Source organism: Mesorhizobium sp. M0768 (assembly GCF_040320195.1).
Lineage (GTDB): Bacteria > Pseudomonadota > Alphaproteobacteria > Rhizobiales > Rhizobiaceae > Mesorhizobium.
Map to the genome: position 1 here is coordinate 180,224 of NZ_JAMYPD010000005.1, position 24,774 is coordinate 204,997.

The following is a 24,774-nucleotide window of genomic DNA, read 5'->3' on the forward strand; positions in this document are numbered from 1 at the left end:
TTCTCAGCCGCGCCGCAAATGCTCGTCCAGCCGCGGCATGATCTCGACGAAGTTGCAGGGCATGTGCCGATAGTCGAGCTGCGGCTTCAAGATGCCGTCCCAGGCGTCCTTGCAGGCGCCGGGCGAGCCCGGCAGCACGAAGACGAAGGTGGCATTGACGACGCCGCCGGTTGCCCGGCTCTGGATCGTCGAAGTGCCGATCTTGTCGTAGGAGATGCGGTGGAACACTTCGGAAAAGCCGTCCATGCGCTTTTCGAAGATCGGCTCCAGCGCTTCCGGCGTCACGTCGCGGCCGGTGAAGCCGGTGCCGCCGGTGGTGATGACGACATCGATCGCATCGTCCTTCGACCAGCCCAGGACCCTGTCGCGGATCTTGTCGCGGTCGTCGGTAACGATGTCGCGGGCGGCCAGGACATGGCCGGCCTCGGCAATGCGGTCGGCCAGCGTCTGCCCGGATTTGTCGTCGGCGAGGCTGCGCGTATCGGAAACGGTCAGTACCGCGATGCGCACGGGAACGAAGGGGCGGCTCTCGTCAATCCTGGCCATGGGCGTCAGCCTCCGATGTCACGCTTCGCGTCGCCGCGACAAACCAGTCGGGATGGCGGCCGCGGATATCGATGGCCGCGCGCTTGGCCACATTGCCGGTCTCGAACAGCCCGAAGCAGGTGGCGCCTGAACCGGACATCCTGGCAAAACCGGCTCCGGCCTTGTTGAGCACGGAAAGCGCCTTGCCGATGGCGGGCTGGATTGCGCGCGCCGCAGGCTCGAGGTCGTTGCGGGTGATCTCCAGCCAGTTGCGGATGCTGTGGAAGTCGAGGCTGCGCGGCAGCGGCGGCAGCCCCGCATTGTCGCGGCGGCCAAGCGCCTCGAACACGTCGGCCGTCGAGACGGCAGTGCCGGGATTGACGAGCACCAGACCCAGCGCCGGGAAACCCGGCACGAGCGTCAGCTCGTCGCCGATGCCGCGGGCTATCAGCGGTCTGGCTGCGAGGCACATCGGCACGTCGGCGCCGAGCGACAGGCCGATCCGCGCCAGTTCGGCATCGCCGATGTCGAGGCTCCAGGTCTGGACCAAGGCGCGCAGCACAGCCGCCGCATCGCTCGACCCGCCGCCGACACCGGACGCGACCGGCAGGTTCTTTTCGAGCCTGATGGCGACAGCCGGTGCGTGCTGGGGACCGGCCTCGCGCCGCAGTGCGTCGCGCGCTCTCACCACCAGATTATTGTCGTCGACCGGCACCGCGGAGGCGTATTTGCCGGACACGGAAAACCCATCGCTGTCGGCAAGCTCCGTTTCGATGCGGTCGCCGAAGCGCGTGAACACAGCCAGGCTTTCGATCGTGTGATAGCCGTCGGCGCGCTGGCCGGTGACGTGCAGCGCGAGATTTATCTTGGCGTGCGCATGCGACGCGCGGATGCTGGCCTCGGCGTTCACTGGCTCGGCCGCGAGGGGGACGACGGTCAATCCTTGGCCAGACGGTATTCGCCGGTCTTCGGGTCCTTGACCAATGTTCCCATTGTACCGTTGGCGGCCTGCTTTTCGGTACGCCGCACCTTGGCGGTCACACGCTCGGCTTCCCTGACGAAGGAGCGGTAGCCGAAATAGGCGGCAATGCCGACGACGGCGAAGAAAATGATCTGCGGCATGTCAAACTCCTCCCTCGCAAGGCCGGCAAGGCCGCCGGTCGGGTCGGTTGATGATTTATGCTAGACGCTTTCACCGGCTTTTCAAAGCCCGAAGCGCGCCCACAGCGCGCGCTCTTCCGCCGCATCGATGACGCCGCTTGCCGCGGCGGCGGCGATATCGGGCGCCGAAAAGCTCGAGCCGAACAGGCCGAAGCGGCCGAACAGGCCGCGCGGCGCGGTGATCAGCTTGAGCTGGGTTTTTGGCCCGAACCGGCTCTTCAGCACGCTGCGCATGTCGCCGAGCGCATCGACCAGCCCGAGTTCAAGCCCCTTCTTGGCCGTCCAGAACAGGCCGGTGAACAGGTCGGGATCGTCCTTGAGCTTGCTGCCGCGCCTGTCCTTGACGAGGTCGATGAAGGTCTCGTGGACCTCCAGCTGCAGCGCCTTCAGGCGCTCGACGTCCTCCTTCTTTTCCGGTTTGAACGGGTCGAGCACCGCCTTGTTCTGGCCGGCGGTGTGGACGCGGCGCTCGATGCCGATCTTCTTCAACAGCTCCGGAAAGCCGAACGAGGCAGACACCACGCCGATCGAGCCGACGATGGAGGACGGGTCGGCAAAGATCTCGTCGCCGGCGACCGCGATCATGTAGCCGCCCGATGCCGCCACGTCCTCGACGAAAACCAGGACCTTCTTGTTCTTCTCGCTCGCCAGGTCGCGGATGCGCCTGAAGATCAGCCGCGACTGCACCGGCGAGCCGCCTGGCGAATTGATCGAGATGGCGACCGCCGGCGCGTCGAAGGAAAACAGCTTTTCGAGAAGGCCGGCGGTGGAAGCGAGCGACAGGCTCGGCCGGAACTGGCCGCCGCCGGGCATGATCGTGCCGTGCAGCCGGATGACCGGAATGGTGACGACGGCGGAGCGCCAGGATTTCGGCAGCAGGCGGTTGAAAAGGCGTTTCACGAGGGGGCGGTCTCCGGTCGATTTGCTTGACGCATGTAGGAATTCGCCGGCCAACGGCAATGCCGTCACCCCGGCAATCAGAATGGATCAGTCTCCGAAAAGCGACGCCAGCCCGTTATTGATCAGCTCTGCCCGCTCCGAAGGGCCATTGCCTGAATAGGCATGCAGCATCAGCGGTGGTTGGATCGACAGTTTGCCGCGTGCGCCGAGTGCTGCCCGGACGACGATGCGGATCGCCGCCGCTTCGGGGCGAGGATGGACGGCCAGCATCTCGGCATCGCCGAAGCGGCCGGCGATGGCATCGAGGATGGCGCCGAGCTGTTCCGGCCGGGCGATGACGGCCAGCCCGCCGCCCGGCCTGACCACCGCGGCCGCGCTGCGGATCCAGCTGTCGAACAGCCCGTCCTCCGAGACATGCGCGGCCTTTCTCAGCGGATCGGGCGTCGCGCGATCCTCGGCGGCATTGAACGGCGGGTTCATGATGACGAAATCGAAGCTGTTGTCCTCAAGTCCGGCGGCCGTTCGCGCCCGGCCCGACAGCGCGACATCGGCGACGAGCACCGAGGCGCGGTCGCTGAGATGCGCATTGCCGGGGTGGGCAAGCGTGGTGGTGGCGAAGGCCGCCATTTCCGGGGAACGCTCGACGAGCACGGCCGCGGCCCCGGGGCAGCGCGACAGGACCGCCAGGCCGGCCGCACCAGCGCCCGCGCCAAAATCGGCAAGCCGCCCGGCGAAGGAGGACGGCACGGCAGCCGCCAGCATCATCGCATCCATGCCGGCGCGGTGGCCCGCCTTTCTCGGCTGCACCAGCCAGAAGCGACCGCGATGAAAGGCATCGACCGTATGAGCCGGCATGTCCGGGACAAGGGCAGCGGGCGACGCGGACATTATTTTTGGCGGATCTCGTTAGCGATGCCGGCATCCGTCAGGATGCGCCGCGCCGCATCGGCCTTGTCGGCGTCCACCATGACACGGCGGGGCAGGATGCCGATCGAGCCGTCGAGGACGCTCATGTTCTGGTCGGCGACGAAACAGCCGATGCCGGCATCGCGCATGAGCGATTCGACAAACGAAATGATGACGGCGTCGTTGGTGCGGATGAGCTCTATCATCGGATTAGGGCCATGATCTATCGATATGGTCGAAATGGCGCCTGAAACGGCAAGAAGATGCGAGGAGAAGCGTGAAGGTCGGGGTCTTTCCCCCGGCCGAGCGGTTCGACGACGCAGCTTGCAGCCGTTTCGGCGTCCGGAGGATGTGGTCCATCTGCCCGGCTACTTTGTCGCGAAGGACTTGAAAGCCGAATGGCTTCCTGCGCCTTCGCTCCGCGTATCCGGACAGATGGCCTCACACCATTTCGATCATATCGATAGATCATGGCCCTAAACTCGCAGTTTGCGGCGTTGATGTAAACGTAGGCGTGATCATGTACCAGAGCCGGCGCGCCAATTCGCCTCTTGCCGCAGCAGTGGGTGACACCCTAGAGTCTGTCCAGGGACCATGTTGCCGTCGTGCATATCGAGGTTGGGAGTTTTGCCGTGGGTGTCGTTCTCAACATTGAAAACGGGAAGCGCGAAGCCGCCTCGATAAAGGACCTCATCGACCTGACCGCGGCCGACATGGGGCGCGTCAACAAATTGATCCTGTCGAAGGCCGGCTCCGATGTCGAGATGATCCCGGAGATTGCCAACCATCTGATCTCGTCCGGCGGCAAACGGCTGCGGCCGATGCTGACGCTCGCCGCCGCCCAGATGTTCGGCTATTCCGGCGACGGCCATGTCAAGCTCGCCACATCGGTCGAATTCATGCATACCGCGACACTTCTCCACGACGACGTCGTCGACGAAAGCGGCATGCGGCGCGGCAAGAAGACGGCGCGTATGATCTGGGGCAACCAGGCCAGTGTTCTGGTCGGCGATTTCCTGCTCGGCCAGGCGTTCCGGATGATGGTCGATGTCGGCTCGCTGGAAGCGCTCGATATCCTGTCGAGCGCTGCTTCGATCATCGCCGAAGGCGAGGTGATGCAGCTTGCCGCCGCCAAAAACCTCGAGACCACCGAGGACGAACATTTCGCGGTGATCAAGGCCAAGACCGCGGCGCTGTTCTCGGCTGCCGCCGAGGTCGGCCCGGTCATCGCCCAGGCGACGCGCAATGATCGCGCGGCACTTCGCTCCTACGGCATGAATCTCGGCCTTGCCTTCCAGCTGATCGATGACGCGCTGGATTACGGCGGCACCAGCAAGGATCTCGGCAAGAATGTCGGCGACGATTTCCGCGAGGGCAAGGTGACGCTGCCGGTGATCCTCGCCTATCGGCGCGGCACCAAGGCCGAGCGCAGCTTCTGGAAACGCGCCATCGAGGACAATGCCGCCGACGATGCCGGGCTGGAAAAGGCCATCGGCCTGATGCTCCGCCACGGGGCGATTGCCGACACCATCGGGCGCGCCCGCCATTTCGGCGAGATAGCCCGCGACGCGCTGGCGCCGCTCGAGGCGACGCCGCAGAAGTCTGCACTGATCGACGTCATCGATTTCTGCATCAGCCGGGTGAATTGACAGGCGTCGCGGCGCGAGGCCGGGACGCCGCCTGCTCTCATCGAGCCTTTGCCGGAAGCACTATTGCTGCCAGCAAACTGACGACGATGCCCGCCGCCGCGAGCCGGAAGGCAACCTGGATGCCGTCGGCGACGGCAATTTTCAACGCATCGCCGGACAATTCGCCGATTTGGCTGTTCGCAATCGCAATCAGCACGGCCATGCCGATGGCGTTGCCGACATTGAGCGTCGTCGAAGCCATCCCCGAGGCGACGCCTTGCTGGTCATGGGCAACGCCGGAACCGGCGGCAATCCACATTGCGGTCCAGACGATGCCTTGTCCGACGCCGGAGACGATCAGGCCGGGTACGAGGGGCAGATAGCTGCTGTCGGCAGTCGCGCCTGATACCATCAATGCTGTGCCGACCGCGCCGACGATCATGCCGCCGACCAGGGTTCGGCGCGTCGAAAAGTGCGTTGCCAGACGCTCGCCGAGTTGCGTGCCGGTGGCGATGGCGACCGACGGCACGAGAAAGGCGAGGCCCGTCTGCAAGGCAGTGAAGCCGTGCACGTTCTGCAGCAGCACGGTGAGGAAGTAGGGCAGCGCGCCGAAAGTGCCCATGTAGAGGAAGGTTATCGTCATGCCGGCGACGAGGCTGCGGTTGTGGAACAGGCGCGGCGGCATCAGCGGGTCGGCGCTGTTGGCCTCGATCACGGTGAAGGCGATCAGGAAGAATGCCGCCAGTGCTGCGCTGGCGATGATTGCGCCAGAGCCCCAGCCATATTCGGGCCCCTGAACCAGGGTGAAGACAAGCAGCGTCGCGCCGGCGGTGACGGTCAGCGCGCCCGGCAGATCGAAGCTGCGCTGCTCGTGCCGCTTGCGATCGCGCGGGATGATGGCGAAAGCCGCGATGATGGCGATCCCGGCCAACAGCACGTTGACGTAGAAGACCGACGGCCAGCCGAAGGCGCTGGTCAGAAACCCGCCGGCAAGCGAACCGAGCGTCAGGCCGCTGGCGCCCGCGCCGCCCCAGACGGCGAGCGCCCGGTTGCGTTCCGGTCCCTCGGCGAACAGGCGGTTGATCAGCGACAACGTCGCAGGAAACAGGAACGCGGCGCCGATGCCTTGTACGGCGCGGGCCGCGATGATGATTTCCGGCGACCAGGCGAGGCCGCCGACCAGAGATGAGAGCGCGTAGAGCCAGAGCGCGAAGATGAAGACGCGGCGCTGGCCGATCAGGTCGGCGGCCCGGCCGCCGAACAGCAGGAAGCCGCCGGTGAAGACGGTGTAGGCGCTGACCACCCACTGCAGGGTCTGGCCTGAAAATCCGAGGCCGGTGCCGATCTTCGGCAACGCCACGAAGACTATGTTGAGGTCGAGCGAGATGATGAGCTGCGCGAAGGCGAGCAGCGCCAGCGTTGCGCCATGTTTCGCCCTGCTTGCTCCCTGCGTTATCGCCCCGAGCGGCGCGCCTTGATCCAGTGAACTCATGCCGGTCTCCTTGTCGACAATTATTTAATGATCGACAAAGAATTGAGATTTGCAATCCGAAGTCAAGCGGATTATTTGTTGATCGACAAAAATTGGAGACCGCCATGGCGGGAAGGCCAAGGGAGTTCGACCGCGACCAGGCGCTGGAGAAAGCCCGCGACGCTTTCTGGAGACGCGGCTACGAGGGCACCTCGATGGCCGATCTCGTATCGGCGCTTGGTCTCGCATCGGCGCGCATCTATGCCGCCTTCGGCTCGAAGGAGGATCTGTTTCGCGAAGCGGTGGCACTTTACGAGGCCAATGAGGGCGGCTTCGCCACACGCGCACTGCAGGAAGAACCAAATGTCCGGCGCGTCATCGAGCGCATGCTTCGCGACGCCGTCGAAATCTATACGCGGCCCGGGCGGCCGCAGGGCTGCATGGTGGTGACGGCCGCGACCAATTGCGCCGTCGAAAATGACGCCGTGCTGCAATGGCTGGTGGAGCATCGGCTGGCGCGTACCGCATCGATCATCGAGCGGTTGAAGCAGGCGGTGCGCGATGGCGAATTGAAGCCGGACACCGACGCCGAGACGTTGGGGGATTATTACGCCACGCTGCTGCACGGCCTTTCGGTGCAGGCACGCGACGGCGTGCCGAAAAAGCGGCTGCACGATCTTGTCACCGTCGCCATGCAGGCGCTTGACGCAAGCCTTTCGCAAACGTCCTGAGTTTCAGGGCCGTGATGCTCACTTGCCGGCTTGTTCGGCGGCCCTTCTGGGATTGACCGCCGGCGTCGGCGGGTCGGGTATTTCGGTGGCGACAGGCTTTGGCGGTTGCGGCTCCGTCGCCGGCGCTTCGGGGCCGGCCTTGCTGAGCGCGACCGAGATGCCGAACACCTTCCATTGCCGTTCGACCGGCGCAAACAACAGCTCGAAATTGACCTGCATCGGCACCGAGGGAAAGAAACCGGCCATATGCAACATGCCGTTGGACTCGATCTGCGGCAGCAGCGTCAATTGCGGCTCCAGCACCGCGACGCCGCCGAGGTCGATGCCGTCATTGCGGTGGCTGGCGAAGATCTCGGCAAGCTTGGCCGCATTGTTGGTCTGGAAGCCCGGCGCGCCGAGATCGCGCAGCACCGTGTAATTCCCCGTCTTGTTGGCATGGTCGAGCGCCAGCAGCGAGCCGCGCACCAGGATCAGCACGCCGTTGCGGTCGATATTGGCCGGCTTCGGCGCCTGCGGCTTGGCCGATTTCTGGGTTTTCGACGTTTGCGCCAGGGCAGGCTGGACAAGCTGCGGAACGGCTGCCGTCAGCACCAAGGCGGCCAGCAACATTCTGCCCGTCGGCCGCACCGATCCCGGCAAGATTGAGGTCATGCCGGCTGCATCAGTTGAGTGTCCACGATGCGCCGACGCTGACGCCGACATCGCCACGGTTGGTGGAGGCCGACACGGCGGCGTTGAGGCGGAAATCCAGGCTCGTGCTATAGCCAAGGCCGAGCGCCAGGCCCGACTGGCCCTTGAAATGGCCAAAGCCGCCGGCCAGCGACAATTTGCCGGGCCTGTCGTCGTAACGCAATCCCGCCGTCGCCAGCGCAAGCGCCGTTCCGGCGCGGGCTTCCGAGCGGTTTTCGCTGACCTGCTCGCCAAGGTTCTGCAACCCGCCCTCCAGCGCGCTGACGCGGCCGTCGAGCAGGGCGATGTTAGCCTCGTTGATCGTGGTGCGACTGTCGAGGCTGAAAATCTGCGCGGTGTGCAGGTTGAGCGTGTTGGTATTGTTGGTGATACGCGCCTCGTGATCGGCAAGCTGGATCGTATGATTGCCGACCGTCGTGTTGAGCGCGTTGATCTGGTTGGTGTTGTTGACAATGCGCGTCTCGTGATCGGCAAGCTGCATCGTGTGGCTGCTTACCGTGGTGTTGAGCGAGGCGATCTGGGTGGTATGGGCTGCAACGTCGTCGGCCAGTCCTTCGAGTTCGTCGATGTTCACGGAAGCGGTCGCCAGATTGCCCGCGGCGTCGGACGTCACCAGGTATTTCGGTCCGCTCTGGGCCTCCCTGCTGGCTGCGCTGTTGATGCCCGACAGAGTGTAGGTGGCGCTGCTGTTGCCGATAGCCACCTGATTGGCGCGTGTCGTGGTCACACCTTGGCCTACGGCGACTGAATCGGCAAAATTGGCCGTCGCACCGGTGCCGAGGGCGGTGGCATTCACCGCATTCGCCTTGGCCGAGGCGCCAAGAGCGGTAGCGTTGGCCTGGTTAGGGCCTCCCGCACCAGCCTGAGCACGGGCGCCGATAGCCGTCGTGCTTGCATTGTTATGGTTGATGGGACCCGAGATTCCCCCGGCCCACGCATCATCGCCAAGAGCGGTACTGAGGTCTCCATCAGAAACGGCTCTACCGCCGACCGCCGTCGAGGATCCGCCCGCAGCTTGGGCGATAGTTCCGCATGCCATACCGGTGGGCGAAGCCCCGGCGCCATCTGCGCCATAATTTATATCTTCACACACAAACGCAGCCGCCGGAGTCGGCGCGAGGGCCACCAGGCCGGCTGCCGCGGCTATCACCAAAGCTCCGGCCCCGCGAACCGGCACGCGGGACGACATCAGGATGCCGGCAGCCCCCAATGCAGCCGACCACTCAAAGCCTTCTACAACACGGCTCTTCATCGAATTATCCCCTTCTTTCCAGAACGGCGCCGGCCGATCGCAAAGCTCCCGATGAGATGGACCATGCATGAAGCCGGCAACGGCCGGACAGTCGGCAAATGCCTACACTTCGCGGCATTCCTCCTGTTCTTGCAGCGTTTTCAGTCCTGGCTGTTGCAATCTTGCAACGTCGGGCCGGTTGACTGACCGAAATCACGAAAACGGCCGCGCGCTCGTCAGCAGCGCCACGAGCTGGCTTTGGCGACTGGTTCCGGTTTTCCGAAAAATTCGCTCGAGATAAGTACGGGCCGATTTGACGGCGATACCGATTTCGAGGGCGGCTTCCTGTACGGAACGGCCTGAGGCAAGCACGACGGCGAGCCGGGCTTCCGCCGGCGTCAAGTCGAACAGGCCCGAAAGGATATCGGGCGACGGCACCGTCGCGCTGATGCTGACGGCAGTTGCCGCGACAAGGATATCCGCGCCCGAAAAGATGTCATGTGCGGCACGGCGCAACGGCAAAAGGTGAACGATCAGCGCAGGCCGCCCCTCAACTGCCGGGACAGGGATGGACCGCACAACGCGATGGTCGTCGTTGTGCATGATGGCTTGCTGGAAAAGCGCGTTTGCAGATAGGTCCGCAAGCACCATGCCGCCGCCGGCCTGGGGGATGAACACGTCCTTCATATCTTCCAGCAGGCGGTTGACCGTCAGCACACGGCCTGATCCGCTCATGACAGCGGCCGGCAGTCCGATTTCGCCCAGCGCCGATGCGGCGGTCCTGGCGCGTTCCATGCCAAGACGCGCGGCAACAAGGCCGGCCCGCGCCAGATGCGGACGCAGTCCGTTCAGCAGGTCGATCGCCGCTTGATCGTACTTGCCGTCCTTCAGCCAGCGCTGGAAGACGAACAGCACCAGCTCTCCGCTCGGCATGGGAATCGACGTGCAGACGGGCGATCCGACGCCGAAATTTCTTGCCCATGCGTAGATCGGGTCCCGCTCGATCTCATCGCCGGTCATGAAGTCGTCGACCCGCACAAAGCTTGCCGGCTGAGTGCTGCACATGCGCTGCACGCTCTCGGAAAATTTCCAATCTGCCATGAAAGCGTCGATCAAGGGCTCGGCCTGCGCCTCGCCGATGGCGCGAAGCGGGGAATGATCGCTGATCATGAAAATCGAGCCGCTTGCCGAGCGCGTGATCGCACTGGTCGCTTCCAACGCTCCCGGCCACTGCTCGGCGGCGAACGCTGCTTCGTAGATACGATCGACGATGGCGAAGGCTTCTTCGTCGCGCGGCACTTCCAGCATCGGCGCCCCCATGGCTGGCGAAGCAAGAATTGAAATCTCATCCTGCCACGCAAAGTTGCATGGCGGAAGCTTTCAACCGCTGGCGCTTAGGGGTCGCTTACGGCGTCGGGAAATAGCACCGCGCAGGCACCGCCAAAGCGGACGCCACGCGGTCAAGAGTCGCAGTTCAGGCCCTTTCGGCATGGTTTATTAATTGCTTGACCTGATTGTGAATTCGGGCCGGGTTGAAGCACGACCCCAAAAAGGCCATGCTTTACCTGTAAAAATCGAGTCTACGGCGATCCCGCTGACGCGGAGATGGCGTTTGGCTGAAAGGGATATGATGCGGCAAGGATATGCGCGCTGGCTGACGGGGCTGGCAATCGCGACGGGCATGGCGATCTCGGCTTTGCCGGCGCATGCCAAACAGACCGCCGAGCCGGTCAGGATCACATCCTTCTCGGGGGCCTATCTCGCCGCCAGGATTGCCGACGGCGACAACGACCTCGACAGCGCCATTTCCTATTACAAGCAGGCGCTTGCGTTCGATCCGAACGATACGGGACTGCAGCAGAGCCTGATGCTGTCGCTGATCGCGCAGGGGCGCTTCGACGAATCCCTGGTCTATGCCGACAAGCTCAAGGCGGTTCCCGATGTCGAGCGCTTCTCGCGCCTGGCGCTGGCCATCGATTCCTTCCACAAGAAGGATTTCTCCAAGGCCGAATACTGGCTCAAGCTGTCGCTCGAGTCCGATCTCGACCGGCTGATCTCCGGCGTCATGACCGGCTGGGCCAAGCAGGGTGCGGGTGACGCCGGCGAGGCCATGGCTTCCATCGACAAGCTGCAAGGCCCCGACTGGTTCAGCCTGTTCAAGTCCTTCCACCGCGCCTTGATTGCCGACGCCTCTGGCCTACCCGACAGGGCGGATGCGCTCTACACCGCCACCGTGCAGGACACCGCCGCCGGCGGTGCGGCCCCCGAAACATGGATGCGCAACGCGCAGGCCTACGCCTCTTTCCTCGCCCGCAAAGGCGACAAGGCCAAGGCGCTGTGGGTGCTCGACAAAGCCGAGGCGTTTGCGCCCGGCAAGGTCGAGATTGCAGCCCTTCGCGACAAGATCAACAAGGGCGAAAAGATCGAGCCCTTCGTTGCCGGTCCGTCGGACGGCGCCTCGGAAATCCTGCTCGATCTCGCCACCGCGCTCAACCGCGGCGGCGGCGAGCCGTTCGTGCGGCTTTATCTGCAATATGCCCTGGCGCTGCGGCCCGACAACGACGCGGCGCTCGTTCAGCTTGCCGCCGTTGCCGAGCAGTTGAAAGACGGCGAGGGCGCCATCGCGCTCTATCGCCGCATTCCCGCCGGCTCGCCGCTGAAGCAGCTTTCGGACCTGCAGCTTGGCCTCAACCTTGCCGATCTCGACCGCAACGACGAGGCGATCGCTCACCTCAAGGCCATCGTCGATGCGCATCCAGACGACATGCGCGCCTACCTGGCGCTCGGCGGCGTCTATTCCTCGAAGGAGGATTTCCGCTCCGCCGCCAATCTTTACGACAAGGCGGTCGAGGTGCTGAAGACGCCGACCGCCGCCAACTGGAACATTTTCTACCAGCGCGGCATCGCCTATGAGCGGCTGAAGGAATGGCCGAAGGCCGAGCCGAATTTCCGCAAGGCGCTGGAGCTCTACCCCGACCAGCCGCAGGTTCTGAACTATCTCGGCTATTCCTGGGTCGACAAGAACATGAACCTCAAGGAAGGCCTCGCGATGATCCAGAAGGCCGTCGACCTGAGGCCGAGCGACGGCTACATCGTCGATTCGTTGGGCTGGGCCTATTACCGCCTTGGCCAGTTCGACGATGCAGTGCGCGAAATGGAACGCGCCGTTTCGTTGAAGCCGGAGGATCCGGTGCTCAACGATCACCTCGGCGACGCCTACTGGCGCGTCGGCCGCAAGCTGGAAGCCACCTTCCAGTGGAATCAGGCCCGCGACCTGAAGCCGGACCCGGACGTGCTTGCCGCCTTGCAGCAAAAGCTGATGAAAGGCCTGCCGCCGATCGAATCCAACACGGCGCAGGAAACCCCGAACGTAAAGCCCTTGCCGGCGCCCGCGCCGAAGGGGTGACCCTTCTTTCCTTCTCCCCTTGTGGGAGAAGGTGGATCGGCGCGCAGCGCCGAGACGGTTGAGGGGTGTCGGACGGATTGCCGTCGGTGCCAAGCTGGAACACCCCTCATCCGACCGAGCTTCGCTCGGCCACCTTCTCCCACAAGGGGAGAAGGGAACACCTTCAAAGGCCTGACCCCCTCTGCCTTGACGCTTGCTGGCCAGGCATCTAGGACGTGCCGGCATCCCGCCTTTCCCGCCGAGGCCGCCGTGACCATTCCTGCCCACATGCACCCCAGCCGCTCGTTCCAGGGGCTGATCCTGACGTTGCATAATTATTGGGCGGACTATGGCTGCGTCGTCCTCCAGCCTTACGACATGGAAGTCGGCGCCGGCACATTCCATCCGGCAACGACATTGCGCGCGCTCGGTCCAAAACGCTGGAATGCCGCCTATGTCCAGCCCTCGCGCCGCCCCAAGGACGGCCGCTATGGCGAGAACCCGAACCGGCTGCAGCACTATTACCAATACCAGGTGATCCTGAAGCCCAATCCGCCCAATCTGCAGGAGCTTTACCTCGGCTCGCTGGCCGCGATCGGCATCGATCCGCTGCTGCATGACATCCGCTTCGTCGAGGACGACTGGGAAAGCCCGACGCTGGGCGCCTGGGGGCTGGGCTGGGAGTGCTGGTGCGACGGCATGGAGGTCTCGCAGTTCACCTATTTCCAGCAGGTCTGCGGCATCGAATGCGCCCCGGTGGCGGGCGAGCTCACTTACGGGCTGGAACGGCTGGCCATGTATGTGCAGGGCGTCGACAATGTCTACGACCTCAACTTCAACGGCCGCGAAGGCGCCGACAAGGTGACCTATGGCGACGTCTTCCTGCAGGCCGAGCAGGAATATTCGCGCCACAATTTCGAATTTGCCAACACCGCGATGTTGCTGCGCCATTTCGAAGACGCCGAAGCCGAGTGCAAGGCGCTGCTCGAAGCCGGCGCGCCTGTCTCCCCCCTTGAGGGGGAGATGCCCGCGAAGCGGGCAGAGGGGGTCACCTCAGAAGGCACCACAAGTAAAACGTCGAGCACTGCACGGGCGACCCCTCCCGGCCAGACCTTGTCTGGCCACCTTCCGCTCAAGGGGGAGGGATACCACCGCCTTGTATTCCCCGCCTACGACCAGTGCATCAAGGCCAGCCACGTCTTCAATCTGCTCGATGCCCGCGGCGTCATTTCGGTCACCGAGCGCCAGAGTTATATTTTGCGGGTGCGCAATCTGGCCAAGGCCTGCGGCGAGGCGTTTTTGCTGACGCAGGCGGGCGGAATGGCGGCTTAGCTCCAGGCGGTTTCGGCAGGGGCGCTGATTGGCAACGTGCCTTGGCCGCTTGCACCGGCTATTGTCCGCAGCGCCTGCCTGACGCCGGGCATCGAGAACGTGCCATGAACTTGCGCCGTGAAGCAGGCGCTGAGCGCGAGGATCTGCAGGAATGTCGATGCCGTTCTCATGGTCGGTCAGCCAATAGCTCTCTGCCTGAGCGTTGGTCGCTTCAGCGCTGCGTTCGGTTCAGGGAAATCTTTGATCCAAGGACGGGCGGACCGGCGCGTGTCCGACAGGCGGCTGAATTTTTTCGGAAATCGCCGTTAGATGTCCCGATCGAGCGGGGAAGGGTGACAGCGGCCAGCCGAGTTGCTATGCCCCCGCTTACCTCCCCCTCGATGGGGGAGGTCGCCGCGAAGCGGCGGCTATTTTTGTCCATGAGTTCCTTCGATGCCCGACCTGCTTTTAGAACTCCGTTCGGAAGAGATTCCCGCCCGCATGCAGCGCAAGGCTGCCGGCGATCTCAGGAAGCTTTTGACCGACGGGCTGGTCGAGGCCGGGCTGACCTATGAGGCGGCGCGCGAATATTGGACGCCGCGCCGGTTGACGCTCGACATTCGCGGCCTGACCGCGCGCTCGAAGGACATCAGCGAGGAGATCAAGGGGCCCTCGACCAAGGCGCCCGAGCCCGCGGTGCAAGGTTTTCTGCGCAAGGCCGGCCTTGCCTCGATTGCCGAGGCGCATGTTCATTCCGATCCGAAGAAGGGCGACTTCTATGTCGCCCATATTGCGAAGCCGGGCAGGCCGGCGGAGCAGATCATCGCCGAGCTGGTGCCGGGCATCATCCGCAACTTTCCCTGGCCGAAATCGATGCGCTGGGGGCCGGCTTCGGCCAAGCCCGGCTCGCTGCGCTGGGTGCGGCCATTGCAATCGATCCTGTGCACCTTCGGCCCCGAAACCGAGGAGCCGGTGGTCGTCGATTTCGAGATCGACGGCATCCGCTCGGGCAATATCACTTACGGCCACCGTTTCCATGCGCCTGGCGCCATCACGGTGCGCCGCTTCGATGATTATGTCGCCAAGCTTGAGGCGGCCAAGGTCGTGCTCGATGCCGACAGGCGCAAAGAGATCATCCTTGCCGATGCCAGGAACCTCGCCTTCGCCAGCGGGCTCGACCTCGTCGAGGACGAGGGGCTGCTGGAGGAAGTGTCGGGCCTGGTCGAATGGCCTGTCGTGCTGATGGGCGAATTCGAACAGGATTTTCTCGCCATTCCGGCCGAGGTGATCAGGCTCACCATCCGCGCCAACCAGAAGTGTTTTGTGACGCGGCCACATGGCGCGGGCGAAGAGCTCTCCAACCGCTTCATCCTGACCGCCAACATCGACGCCAAGGACGGCGGCAAGGAGATCGCCCACGGCAATGGCAAGGTGGTGCGTGCCCGCCTGTCCGACGCGCTCTATTTCTGGAAAACCGACCAGGGCGACCTGCCGGATCTCGACCAGCTGCAGGCATCGGCGCAAAAGTTCGGACTTGATCTCAAAAAGCCGCTCGACCAGCGCATGGCCCGCCTCGACCACCTCAATGTAACGTTTCATGCCAAGCTCGGCACGCAGGGCGAGCGGGTGGAGCGGATTGCCAGGTTGGCCGAAGAATTGGCGCCGCTCGTGGCGAGTTCAATCTCCCCCCTTGAGGGGGAGATGGCCGGCAGGCCAGAGGGGGTCGCCTCGCGTGAAGCGCCGGCATCCTCTGTCCGCGATAGGGCGTCGCGTCAGGACGTGCCGACCCCCTCTGTCGCCTTCGGCGACATCTCCCCCTCGAGGGGGGAGATTACCGCGCTCGCTCATCGCGCTGCCGTCCTCGCCAAGGCCGACCTCACCACCGAAGTGGTTGGCGAGTTCCCGGAACTGCAAGGCGCCATGGGCCGCAAATACGCGCTGCTGCAGGGCGAGCATCCTTCAGTCGCCGCCGCGATCGAGGAACACTACAAGCCGCAGGGCCCGTCCGATCGCGTGCCGACCGATCCGGTTTCGGTGGCCGTGGCGCTTTCCGACAAGCTCGATACGCTGGTCGGGTTCTGGGCTATTGATGAAAAGCCGACCGGATCGAAAGATCCCTATGCGCTGCGGAGGGCGGCGCTGGGCGTTGTGAGGATTTTGGTCGAGAATGGGGTAAGACTGCCACTCCAGCGCCAGTTTTTAAACTCGCTGTTCGGGCTTACCTTCAATCGCGGCAATCGGTTTTCGGTGGTCTGGCGAGCGGACGATGGGGGTGATTTCACGACCGGTGTGGGATCAGCCGACGATTTGATCAGTGAACGGGCAGGTTTGCTGTCCTCGGAAATACGCGGCGTCGAATTACCGGACCGTTCCGCGTCTGACATAATTGCCGATCTCCTGTCCTTCTTCCACGACCGCCTAAAGGTCTATCTCCGCGATCAGGGCGCGCGGCATGATCTGATCGACGCGGTTCTGGCGGCAGGTTCGCGCCCGATCTCCCCCCTAGAGGGGGAGATGTCGGCGAAGCCGACAGAGGGGGGCGCTGTCCCGCCAGCCTCTCATTCTGTCGCGCCCCCCTCTGCCCTGCCGGGCATCTCCCCCTCTAGGGGAGAGATCGGCCAATCGTCCAACGACGACCTCCTGCAAATCGTCCGCCGCGTCGAAGCGCTTGGCTCCTTCCTCGACAGCGAGGACGGCAGGAACCTGCTTGCCGGCACCAAGCGCGCTGCCAACATCGTGGCTGCCGAGGAGAAGAAGAACACGACGATCGCCGACCGTGTTGAGCCGGCGCTGTTCCGGGAGGGCGCCGAAAAAACCTTGTACGCCGCGGTCAATCAGGCCGAGAGGCAAGCCGGCGAAGCAATTCAAAACGAAGACTTTTCCGCCGCCATGCTGGCGCTTAGCGTGTTGCGCGAGCCGGTTGATTCATTCTTTGAGAAAGTCCTCGTAAACGATGAGGACCAGGCGGTGCGCGCCAATCGCCTGGCATTGCTCGCCCGCATCCGCGCGGCGACCGACCGGGTCGCGGATTTCTCCAAGATAGCCGGCTGACGTCCGGAAAAAAATCATCGCTTGTGGCGCTATTTCGGCTGGTCGGGAGCTGCTAGCGGGGCAGGCTGCTGCGCAGCCGGTTCAGGGGTTTTGCTGGCGACCTTTGGGTCGCCTTTGCTGTCCGCGGCGGGCGCGGCAGCGATGGCCGGCGCGACCTTGGGCGCCGGCGTTGCAAAGGCATCGCCGACGATACCGCCGCGAATGATCATCGGGCTTCCGTCGAAGCCATGACTCGGCTGGCTCGGGATCGCCGCGACCTTTTCATCGGTGACGTTTTCATTGACGTCAGGCAACTTCTCGCCGAGCGCGACGATCGACGGTGTTTTTGCCCGTTCGAGCGCGCCGGCACTTACAACCGAAGGCGTCGCCGTCGTTTGCCCGAGAAAAACGAGCGACGAGGCCTGTGCCGTGCCGGCCATAAACGCCAGACCAAGCGCTCCAAGGATACGCATCGAAAGCATGATAATTCCCCTTGCCCAACAAGACGGCACCGTAGCCGAGGGCAGTTGATGCCGGCTTGCGGGGAAACGGAGCATTTTAGTGATTTGCGATTCGCCTACGCCCGGACTTGCTCCGTCGGCGTCAGCGTATTAGGCACCCGCATCCGTGAGGTGACGACAGTGGCTGAAATTCGTGCCGTCGGCGAGGCGATGGAAAGGGCGTTGGCGCTGCTCGAGAGCGGCGACGTCGTCGCCATCCCGACCGAGACCGTCTATGGGCTGGCCGGCGACGCGACCAATGGCGTTGCCGTGGCCCGCATCTTCGAAGCCAAGGGCCGCCCTCGCTTCAACCCGCTGATCGCCCATATAGCCGACCCGGCGATGGCCGAGCGCATCGCGCTGTTCGATCCGCTGTCGGAAAGATTGGCGCAGGCATTCTGGCCGGGGCCGCTGACGCTGGTGCTGCCGCAACGGCCCGGCAGCGGCATTCATCCGCTGGTCACCGCCGGTCTGGAAACGATCGCGCTGCGCATGCCGAAAGGCTTTGGCGGCGAGCTGATCGCCAGGTTCGGCCGCGCGCTGGCGGCGCCAAGCGCCAATTCCTCGGGCAGGATCAGCGCCACGACGGCCGAGGCCGTGGCCGCCGATCTCGGTCCCCGGATCAAGCTTGTGGTCGATGGCGGCGCGACGCCGGTCGGGCTGGAATCGACCATTGTCAAGGTCGAAGCTGGAAAGCTGCGGCTGCTGCGGCCGGGCGGCATTGCCGCCGAAGAGATCGAAGCAGTGGCCGGGTCAAAGTTGCTGCGCGGCGCTTCGGTCATCGAGGCACCTGGCATGCTTGCCTCGCACTATGCGCCAGGTGCGGCGGTGCGGCTCAATGCTGCGGAGGTCGCACCGGGCGAAGCCTTGCTGGCCTTCGGCCGCCGCCGTGCCGAAGGCTGGCGCGACGCAGCCGCCCTGCGCAATTTGTCGGAGACCGGCGACCTGCGCGAGGCGGCAAGCAATCTCTTCGCTCATCTGCAGGATCTCGATAGCAGTCGCGCCAAAACCATCGCCGTCGAGCCGATCCCGTTCGACGGGCTGGGCGAGGCGATCAATGACCGGCTTTCGCGCGCCGCCGCCCCGCGTGACAAGATCGCCCCGCGTGACAAGATGGATTGAGCACCATAGTTTCCGCCCATGAACGACATTTCCCCCGATCTCGACCCCGCCGTCGTCGCCCGCTTTGCGGCAATCGTCGGCGACAAATATGCGCTGCGCGATCAGCGGGACATCGCGCCTTTCCTCACCGAGCGGCGCGGACTTTGGCACGGCAGGACGGCTTTGGTGCTGAGGCCGGGGAGCGTCGAGGAGGTCAGCCGCATCATGCGGCTGGCAACCGAAACCGGCACGCCCATCGTGCCGCAAAGCGGCAACACCGGGCTGGTCGGCGCCCAGGTGCCGGACGCATCCGGCCGCGAGATCGTGCTGTCGCTGTCGCGGCTGAACCGCATCCGCGAGATCGATACGCTGTCCAACACGGTGACGGTCGAAACCGGCGTCATCCTGCAGACGCTGCAGGAAGCGGCCGATGCCGCCGACCGGCTGTTTCCGCTGTCGCTTGCCGCGCAAGGCTCCTGCCAGATCGGCGGCAATCTCTCGTCCAACGCCGGCGGCACCGGCGTGCTTGCCTACGGCAATGCGCGCGAGCTCTGCCTCGGCGTCGAAGTGGTGCTGCCGACCGGTGAAGTGTTCGACGATCTGCGCAAGCTGAAAAAGGACAATACCGGCTACGATCTGAAGAACCTGTTCGTCGGCGCGGAAGGCACGCTCGGCATCATCACCGCCGCCGTGCTCAAGCTGTTCCCCAAGCCCAAGGGGCGCGAGGTGGCGTTTGCCGGCCTGTCATCGCCGGAGGCGGCATTGTCGCTGTTCAGCCTGGCGATGGACCGTGCAGGGGCAGCGCTCACCGCCTTCGAGCTGATCGGCAAGAGGCCCTACGACTTCACGCTTGCCCACGCACAAGGCGTGGTGCGGCCGCTTGCCGGCGATTGGCCGTGGTATGTGCTGATGCAGATCTCGTCGGGCCGTTCGGCCGACGACGCAAGGGCGCTGATCGAGGAGGTGCTGGAGGCAGGCCTCGAGCAAGGCATCGTCGGCGATGCGGTGATCGCGGCAAGCATGGCCCAGGGCGATGCGTTCTGGAATTTCCGCGAGGTGCTGCCCGAGGCGCAGAAACCGGAAGGTGCCTCGATCAAGCACGACATCTCGGTGCCGGTGGCGTCAATCCCGCCCTTCATTGAAAAGGCCGCCGTCGTCGTGCAATCGGTCAGTCCCGGCGCGCGCGTCGTCTGCTTCGGCCACATGGGCGACGGGAACCTGCACTATAACATCTCCCGGCCGGCCGACGGCGATGACGAGGCGTTTCTCGGCCTTTACCACGTCATGAACAAGGCCGTGCACGACGTCGTGCGCGCGTTTCATGGCTCGATCTCGGCCGAGCACGGCATCGGCCAGTTGAAGCGGGACGAATTGATCGCGACGGCGCCGCCGATGGCGATCGAGCTGATGCGCAGGGTGAAGGCCGCCTTCGATCCGGCCGGCATCATGAATCCGGGTAAGGTTATCTGATCCTTTCGCCGGCCTGTGCCGGTTGGCATTCCGATAACCATCCGCCCCGGATCAGCAAAATTTAACCGACTTTCTTAAGCGCGAGGATAAGAAGCCCGCGCTAATGTTTCTCCACAAACGAGGCTGGGAAAACCGGCCCGGAGAACCGGAAACACCGGCTCTCAGGAGAAACAGGAAAGGCACGATATGAACACTGGACTGAAGCCAGTCTGGGCCGGCCGCAATATGCGCCTCGACCCATTCCGCCTGCCGCAGGTGGTGAGCTACGCCACCCGCGACGACTATGGCGACGTTACCTTCACCATCGACCAGCGCGGCGCGGTTATCCGCCGCACGCTGGAGATGAGCGGCGTGCCGGCGATCATCGCTCTGCCCGCCAACGCGTTTCGCGGCGTCGCCGCCCGCGCGATGGAGGATCCGGATGGCAATGTCACAGTGACGCTTGAGCTTCTGCACAATGACCCGATGCTGTCGGTGCCGCTGCTGGTCGCCGACGATCTCGACGACGTCGCCGCCGACTGGCGCGCCTGGGCCGACGCCTACCGCCTGCCGATGCTGCTGATCGAGGCCGACGGCATCGCCCGCACGCTGGAAGAATCGCTCGGCGCCGCCATCAAGGCGCTGCCGGCGCAGGACCGCCGCAAGGGTCGCGTCTCGACCATGCGCCGCCCGCGCTTCCTCGCCCGCCGCCGCGCCGGCGACCTCGGCCTCAGGCTGGCCATCGGCGGCGAAGAGCTTATTTCGCGGGAGTAGATTGAAATCAGCTTGCAAGTTGGCGCTGCCCCTCATCCGGCTGCCGCCACCTTCTCCCCGTATAGTGACGGGGAGAAGCGACACTGGCCGCAATTTCGGCACTCTTTCTGCAAACGCTTGAGATTGGCGAAATCCGTTGCGAAGGCGTGCTTCTCCTCGTCACTATACCGGGAGAAGTGCCCGGCAGGGCGATGAGGGGCGGCATAAGCAGTTGGAGAAAGGTCGATTCCGCAGCTGCCGAATCGATACCGCTGGCTCTTAAACCAGCGGCTTCAGCGCCACCCAGACCGCGCCGCCGATCAGGCCGAGGAAGATCAGCCAGCCGACCTGGTTGTTCGATCTGAACAGTCTCAGGCACTGGTCCGGATCGTCGATGTCGAGCACGCCGATCTGCCGCGCCAGATGCGCGCCGGCAGCGATCAGCCCGGCAAGTGCAGGCACCGGTGCCTGTGCCGAGGCAAAGGCGATGGCGAAGCAGACCAGCGCCCCGCCATAAAGCCCGGCCAGCCAAGCCTTGGTATTGTCGCCGAACAGGCGCGCCGTCGAGCGCACGCCGACGATGGCGTCGTCTTCCTTGTCCTGATGCGCATAGATCGTGTCATAGCCGATCACCCACAGGATCGAGCCGATATAGAGCATGATTGCCGGCCCATCGAGATCGCCGAACTCGACCGCCCATCCCATCAGCGCTCCCCAGGAAAAGGCAAGGCCGAGAACGAGTTGCGGCCAATTGGTGTACCGCTTCATGAACGGGTAGACGGCGACGATGACCAGCGAGCCGATGCCGAGCAAGATGGCGAAGCTGTTGAACTGCAAAAGCACGGCAAGGCCGACCAGTGCCTGCACGACAACAAACATCCAGGCCTGCCGGCGCGTGACCTTGCCGGCCGGCAGCGGCCGCGAGCGCGTGCGTTCCACCTGGTTGTCGATGTCCTCGTCGACCAAATCATTGTAGGTGCAGCCGGCGCCGCGCATGGCGAACGCGCCAAGAAAAAACAGCAGCAGATACCACGGCGACGGCAGCAGAGAGAGAAGCGGGTCCGTCGGACGCGGATAGGCGCTCGCGGCAAGCGCAGCCGACCACCAGCATGGCCACAGCAGCAATTGCCAGCCGATCGGCCGGTCCCACCGGGCAAGCTGCGCATAGGGCCACAACCGCCGCGGCAGCACGCGATAGACCCAGTGGCCGCTCGGCGCATCGGCGACGCGGCCCTGGGCCGCTTTCGACTGGACGGTTTCCATTTTGCTGGAGTGGCAGCAGAGGCGAATGCCGTCAAGCGTCAAGCAGCCCCCGCACGCTCGCCACGCGCAATCGGCGCTTCGGCAGCCAAATGTCTTGACCCGTCGCGCGCGGCGCAATAGCGCAGTCCTGGTCGTGAAATGGCAAGGAATCTGGGCATGCGTGTTTTGCTGATCGGCTCCGGCGGACGAGAGCATGCGCTTGCCTGGAAGATCGCGGCGTCGCCGCTGCTGACCAAACTCTACGCGGTGCCAGGCAATCCGGGCATCGGCCGCGAAGCCGAGCCGGTGAGGCTCGATATTGCGGATCACACGGCGGTTGCCCGGTTTTGCCTCGAGAATGAAATAGGCCTAGTCGTGGTCGGGCCGGAAGGGCCGCTGGTCGCCGGCATTGCCGACGACCTGCGCGCCGAGGGCATCCGTGTCTTCGGACCGTCAAAGGCAGCGGCACGGCTGGAAGGCTCGAAAGGTTTCACCAAGGACCTCTGCGCCAGATACGGCATCCCGACCGCCGCCTATGGCCGCTTCGACGATCTGGCTTCGGCCAGGACCTATGTCGAGAAGACGGGTGCGCCGATCGTCATCAAGGCCGACGGCCTCGCTGCCGGCAAGGGCGTCACCGTCGCCATGACGCTTGACGAGGCGCTGGCCGCGCTCGACGCCTGTTTTGACGGCTCCTTCGGCCAGGCCGGCGCGGAAGTGGTGGTCGAGGAGTTTCTCGTCGGCGAAGAAGCAAGTTTCTTCTGCCTGTGCGACGGCACCACCGCGCTGCCCTTCGGCACCGCGCAGGACCACAAGCGCCTCAGTGACGGCGACACCGGCCCGAACACCGGCGGCATGGGCGCCTATTCGCCGGCGCCGGTGATGACGCCGGAAATGATCGACCGAACCATGCGCGAGATCGTCGAGCCGACCATGCGCGGCATGGCTGAAACAGGCGCTCCGTTTTCCGGCGTGCTGTTTGCCGGGCTGATGATTACTGACAAGGGGCCGAAGCTGATCGAATACAACACCCGTTTCGGCGACCCGGAATGCCAGGTGCTGATGATGCGGCTGAAGGACGATCTGCTCGTCCTGCTCAACGCAGCCGCCGACGGCCAGCTGGCGCACACCTCGGTGCGCTGGCGCGACGAGGCGGCGCTCACCGTGGTGATGGCAGCCAGGGGTTATCCCGGCACGCCGGAAAGGGGCTCGGTCATCCGCGGCGTCGAGGCGGCGGCGGGTGAGGGCGTCGAGATATTTCATGCCGGCACCGCCATCAACGGCGGCGCCCTCGTCGCCAATGGCGGTCGCGTGCTCAACATCACGGCGACCGGCCGCACGGTCGGCGAGGCGCAGAAGAAGGCTTACGCCGCGCTCGAGCGGATCGACTGGCCGCAAGGCTTTTGCCGCCGCGACATTGGCTGGCTGGCGGTGGCGCGCGAGCAGGCGGACTGATGCTCGGGCGGCCTTCGGCCTCAGCGCAAGCCGTGGTCGAATTCGGTCGAGACGCTGCTGACCGCATCGGCGGTGGAGACAAATCCTGGCACCGATGCCGCACGCTTTTCGTTTCGCGTCCAGGCGACATATTCGGCAATCCCGCGCGGCAGGGCCGGCGCCGCCTTCACCGCAGCCATTTGAAAGCCGCTGCTGAACCTGGCCAGGCGCGCCCTGAATACCGCGACCATCTCCTCGAAGCTTGCTGGCGTCACGCTTGCGTAAGTGATGGTGCCGCCGGCGAGCCCCGCCTCGCGTGAGAGCGGCACCGGTATCGAGGCGAGATAATCCGGCTGCACGTCGATCAGGCCGCCGAACGGCCACTGCGCGCGCAATTCCGTGGCGTTCATCGGCGCGACGCTGACGTCGATATCGTTGGGTGTGCCCACGACCCTGTAAGGGCAGCGGAACCGGCCGCAATTTGCTCCCGCCGAAAACTGCCAGAGCGCATAACCCTGCCAGTTGCCCATCGGAAAATGCACGCCGATGTCTGGCTTGTAGCGCGCATACCACAGCGGCAGCCGGGACAGGAGCGGGTATTTATACTTGTTGTCGGCGATATGCCGGGCTGTCGTGCCGTTGGTGTAGAGCACTGGAAAGCGGCCAACCCGACGATGCACATGGCGCACGAATTCCTCGGCATCATCGAGCGACATCCATTGGGTGGGATCATCGTCCTCGATGTCGAGGGCAAGCAGGTCATCCGGGCCGGGTTTCACGAAATTGATGAAATTATTGGCCTGTCCCACGGGGTTGCCGGGGCGGGCGAGATGATAGGCACCCCATTTCAGGCCCAGCGCCTTGGCCACCACCTTGCGCGTCTGGAACAGTTCCTGTGCCATCGCATGGCGTTTCCAGAGCGTCTTGCACAGCCGCGTCTCGGTCTCGTCGCCGAAACAGAAATAGGGTGGCGGCATTCCGTCGGATGCCTTGTTGATGAAGCCGACAAGACGCTTGTCGGCGGCTAGCCGGGTCCAGTCGATGGAATTGTATTCGTAGGCGTCGACGACCAGCGCCCGGTCGGCATCCTTCCAAGGTTCGGAGAAATCCGAGGCCTTTGCCGGCGTCAGTGCCAGGGTCATCGCGGCCGCGACAACGAGAAGCGCTGAGCGGACAAGGGGGCGCGCCGGCGTTTTCAAACAGCAGATCCTTGCTGGCCAAAGCCAAATCCTGAACCGCCATGGTTAAGGAAATGCTTCGGGTGCCGAGTGGGCGAGTTGGAGCGCTGGCGAAGCGATCCTTGGTGCTCCTCAAGAGCAAAGCGAT

Annotated in this window: 23 protein-coding genes; 9 read left to right on the forward strand and 14 right to left on the reverse strand. The window is 64.4% G+C overall.

Annotated elements, in window-relative coordinates:
• Positions 1 to 3 precede the first annotated feature (3 nt).
• The 6 genes from moaB to NKI08_RS09685 all read right to left on the reverse strand — a co-directional run bounded on the left by moaB (position 4) and on the right by NKI08_RS09685 (position 3,698).
• Complete coding sequence (moaB, locus tag NKI08_RS09660; protein WP_352681118.1) at positions 4 to 546, reverse strand: molybdenum cofactor biosynthesis protein B; 543 nt, start codon at positions 544 to 546, stop codon at positions 4 to 6.
• Complete coding sequence (locus tag NKI08_RS09665) at positions 533 to 1,435, reverse strand: 4-(cytidine 5'-diphospho)-2-C-methyl-D-erythritol kinase (RefSeq protein ID WP_352681215.1); 903 nt, start codon at positions 1,433 to 1,435, stop codon at positions 533 to 535. The genes moaB and NKI08_RS09665 overlap by 14 nt, the downstream gene beginning before the upstream one ends.
• A gap of 26 nt (positions 1,436 to 1,461) precedes the next feature.
• Positions 1,462 to 1,647 (reverse strand): membrane protein, encoded by a 186-nt coding sequence (locus NKI08_RS09670; protein WP_023674078.1) that lies wholly within the window; start codon positions 1,645 to 1,647, stop codon positions 1,462 to 1,464.
• 81 nt (positions 1,648 to 1,728) lie between these two features.
• Positions 1,729 to 2,586 carry a S49 family peptidase gene (locus NKI08_RS09675; RefSeq protein ID WP_352501988.1) on the reverse strand — a complete coding sequence of 286 codons (858 nt, stop codon included), beginning with the start codon at positions 2,584 to 2,586 and terminating at the stop codon, positions 1,729 to 1,731.
• Between the two features lie 87 nt (positions 2,587 to 2,673).
• The gene (locus tag NKI08_RS09680) at positions 2,674 to 3,474 is read right to left on the reverse strand and encodes a tRNA1(Val) (adenine(37)-N6)-methyltransferase (protein WP_352681120.1); all 801 of its coding nucleotides are present in this window, start codon (positions 3,472 to 3,474) and stop codon (positions 2,674 to 2,676) included.
• Entirely contained in the window at positions 3,474 to 3,698 is a 225-nt protein-coding gene (locus NKI08_RS09685) for a putative signal transducing protein (protein WP_023674082.1), read from the reverse strand. The genes NKI08_RS09680 and NKI08_RS09685 overlap by 1 nt, the downstream gene beginning before the upstream one ends.
• A 426-nt stretch (positions 3,699 to 4,124) precedes the next feature.
• On the opposite strand from NKI08_RS09685, the gene NKI08_RS09690 reads away from it, so the two are divergent.
• A complete protein-coding gene (locus NKI08_RS09690) occupies positions 4,125 to 5,141 on the forward strand; it encodes a polyprenyl synthetase family protein (RefSeq protein WP_352540118.1) in 1,017 nt (338 codons plus the stop codon).
• Between the two features lie 37 nt (positions 5,142 to 5,178).
• Here the strand turns inward: NKI08_RS09690 and NKI08_RS09695 are convergent, their stop codons facing one another.
• Positions 5,179 to 6,612 (reverse strand): MFS transporter, encoded by a 1,434-nt coding sequence (locus NKI08_RS09695; protein ID WP_352681122.1) that lies wholly within the window; start codon positions 6,610 to 6,612, stop codon positions 5,179 to 5,181.
• 104 nt (positions 6,613 to 6,716) lie between these two features.
• On the opposite strand from NKI08_RS09695, the gene NKI08_RS09700 reads away from it, so the two are divergent.
• A complete protein-coding gene (locus NKI08_RS09700; protein WP_352681124.1) occupies positions 6,717 to 7,322 on the forward strand; it encodes a TetR/AcrR family transcriptional regulator in 606 nt (201 codons plus the stop codon).
• Positions 7,323 to 7,340: 18 nt separating this feature from the next.
• On the opposite strand, the gene NKI08_RS09705 is transcribed toward NKI08_RS09700, so the two are convergent.
• The 3 genes from NKI08_RS09705 to NKI08_RS09715 all read right to left on the reverse strand — a co-directional run bounded on the left by NKI08_RS09705 (position 7,341) and on the right by NKI08_RS09715 (position 10,551).
• A complete protein-coding gene (locus tag NKI08_RS09705; RefSeq protein ID WP_352768633.1) occupies positions 7,341 to 7,973 on the reverse strand; it encodes a hypothetical protein in 633 nt (210 codons plus the stop codon).
• A gap of 10 nt (positions 7,974 to 7,983) precedes the next feature.
• Positions 7,984 to 9,333, reverse strand: a complete 1,350-nt coding sequence (locus NKI08_RS09710; protein WP_352768636.1) for a YadA-like family protein — start codon at positions 9,331 to 9,333, stop codon at positions 7,984 to 7,986.
• 123 nt (positions 9,334 to 9,456) lie between these two features.
• A complete protein-coding gene (locus tag NKI08_RS09715; protein ID WP_352768639.1) occupies positions 9,457 to 10,551 on the reverse strand; it encodes a helix-turn-helix transcriptional regulator in 1,095 nt (364 codons plus the stop codon).
• 322 nt (positions 10,552 to 10,873) lie between these two features.
• Between NKI08_RS09715 and NKI08_RS09720 the strand changes: the two genes are divergently transcribed.
• Together NKI08_RS09720 and NKI08_RS09725 are read left to right on the forward strand one after the other, a co-directional pair.
• Complete coding sequence (locus tag NKI08_RS09720) at positions 10,874 to 12,649, forward strand: tetratricopeptide repeat protein (protein WP_352768788.1); 1,776 nt, start codon at positions 10,874 to 10,876, stop codon at positions 12,647 to 12,649.
• A gap of 267 nt (positions 12,650 to 12,916) precedes the next feature.
• Positions 12,917 to 13,960 (forward strand): glycine--tRNA ligase subunit alpha, encoded by a 1,044-nt coding sequence (locus NKI08_RS09725; protein ID WP_352768791.1) that lies wholly within the window; start codon positions 12,917 to 12,919, stop codon positions 13,958 to 13,960.
• Here NKI08_RS09725 and NKI08_RS09730 read toward each other — a convergent pair.
• Entirely contained in the window at positions 13,957 to 14,130 is a 174-nt protein-coding gene (locus NKI08_RS09730; RefSeq protein ID WP_352501982.1) for a hypothetical protein, read from the reverse strand. The genes NKI08_RS09725 and NKI08_RS09730 overlap by 4 nt on opposite strands.
• Positions 14,131 to 14,392: 262 nt before the next feature.
• On the opposite strand from NKI08_RS09730, the gene glyS reads away from it, so the two are divergent.
• Positions 14,393 to 16,990 carry a glycine--tRNA ligase subunit beta gene (gene glyS, locus NKI08_RS09735; RefSeq protein WP_352768642.1) on the forward strand — a complete coding sequence of 866 codons (2,598 nt, stop codon included), beginning with the start codon at positions 14,393 to 14,395 and terminating at the stop codon, positions 16,988 to 16,990.
• Between the two features lie 29 nt (positions 16,991 to 17,019).
• On the opposite strand, the gene NKI08_RS09740 is transcribed toward glyS, so the two are convergent.
• On the reverse strand, positions 17,020 to 17,451 hold the full coding sequence (locus NKI08_RS09740; protein ID WP_352768645.1) for a hypothetical protein: 432 nt from the start codon (positions 17,449 to 17,451) through the stop codon (positions 17,020 to 17,022).
• 159 nt (positions 17,452 to 17,610) lie between these two features.
• Here NKI08_RS09740 and NKI08_RS09745 point away from each other — a divergent pair, with 159 nt between their 5' ends.
• From NKI08_RS09745 to NKI08_RS09755, 3 genes are all read left to right on the forward strand, one after another.
• On the forward strand, positions 17,611 to 18,591 hold the full coding sequence (locus NKI08_RS09745) for an L-threonylcarbamoyladenylate synthase (RefSeq protein ID WP_352470681.1): 981 nt from the start codon (positions 17,611 to 17,613) through the stop codon (positions 18,589 to 18,591).
• 18 nt (positions 18,592 to 18,609) lie between these two features.
• Complete coding sequence (locus NKI08_RS09750) at positions 18,610 to 20,040, forward strand: FAD-binding oxidoreductase (RefSeq protein WP_352768648.1); 1,431 nt, start codon at positions 18,610 to 18,612, stop codon at positions 20,038 to 20,040.
• Positions 20,041 to 20,226: 186 nt separating this feature from the next.
• Complete coding sequence (locus NKI08_RS09755) at positions 20,227 to 20,793, forward strand: DUF6101 family protein (RefSeq protein WP_352768651.1); 567 nt, start codon at positions 20,227 to 20,229, stop codon at positions 20,791 to 20,793.
• A gap of 258 nt (positions 20,794 to 21,051) precedes the next feature.
• On the opposite strand, the gene ubiA is transcribed toward NKI08_RS09755, so the two are convergent.
• Positions 21,052 to 22,035: a 4-hydroxybenzoate octaprenyltransferase gene (gene ubiA / locus NKI08_RS09760; RefSeq protein ID WP_352748796.1), complete on the reverse strand. Its 984-nt coding sequence runs from the start codon at positions 22,033 to 22,035 to the stop codon at positions 21,052 to 21,054.
• A gap of 156 nt (positions 22,036 to 22,191) precedes the next feature.
• Between ubiA and purD the strand changes: the two genes are divergently transcribed.
• Positions 22,192 to 23,469: a phosphoribosylamine--glycine ligase gene (gene purD, locus NKI08_RS09765; RefSeq protein WP_352768654.1), complete on the forward strand. Its 1,278-nt coding sequence runs from the start codon at positions 22,192 to 22,194 to the stop codon at positions 23,467 to 23,469.
• 20 nt (positions 23,470 to 23,489) lie between these two features.
• On the opposite strand, the gene NKI08_RS09770 is transcribed toward purD, so the two are convergent.
• Positions 23,490 to 24,647 (reverse strand): glycoside hydrolase family 25 protein, encoded by a 1,158-nt coding sequence (locus tag NKI08_RS09770; protein WP_502899580.1) that lies wholly within the window; start codon positions 24,645 to 24,647, stop codon positions 23,490 to 23,492.
• Between the last annotated feature and the right edge of the window lie 127 nt (positions 24,648 to 24,774).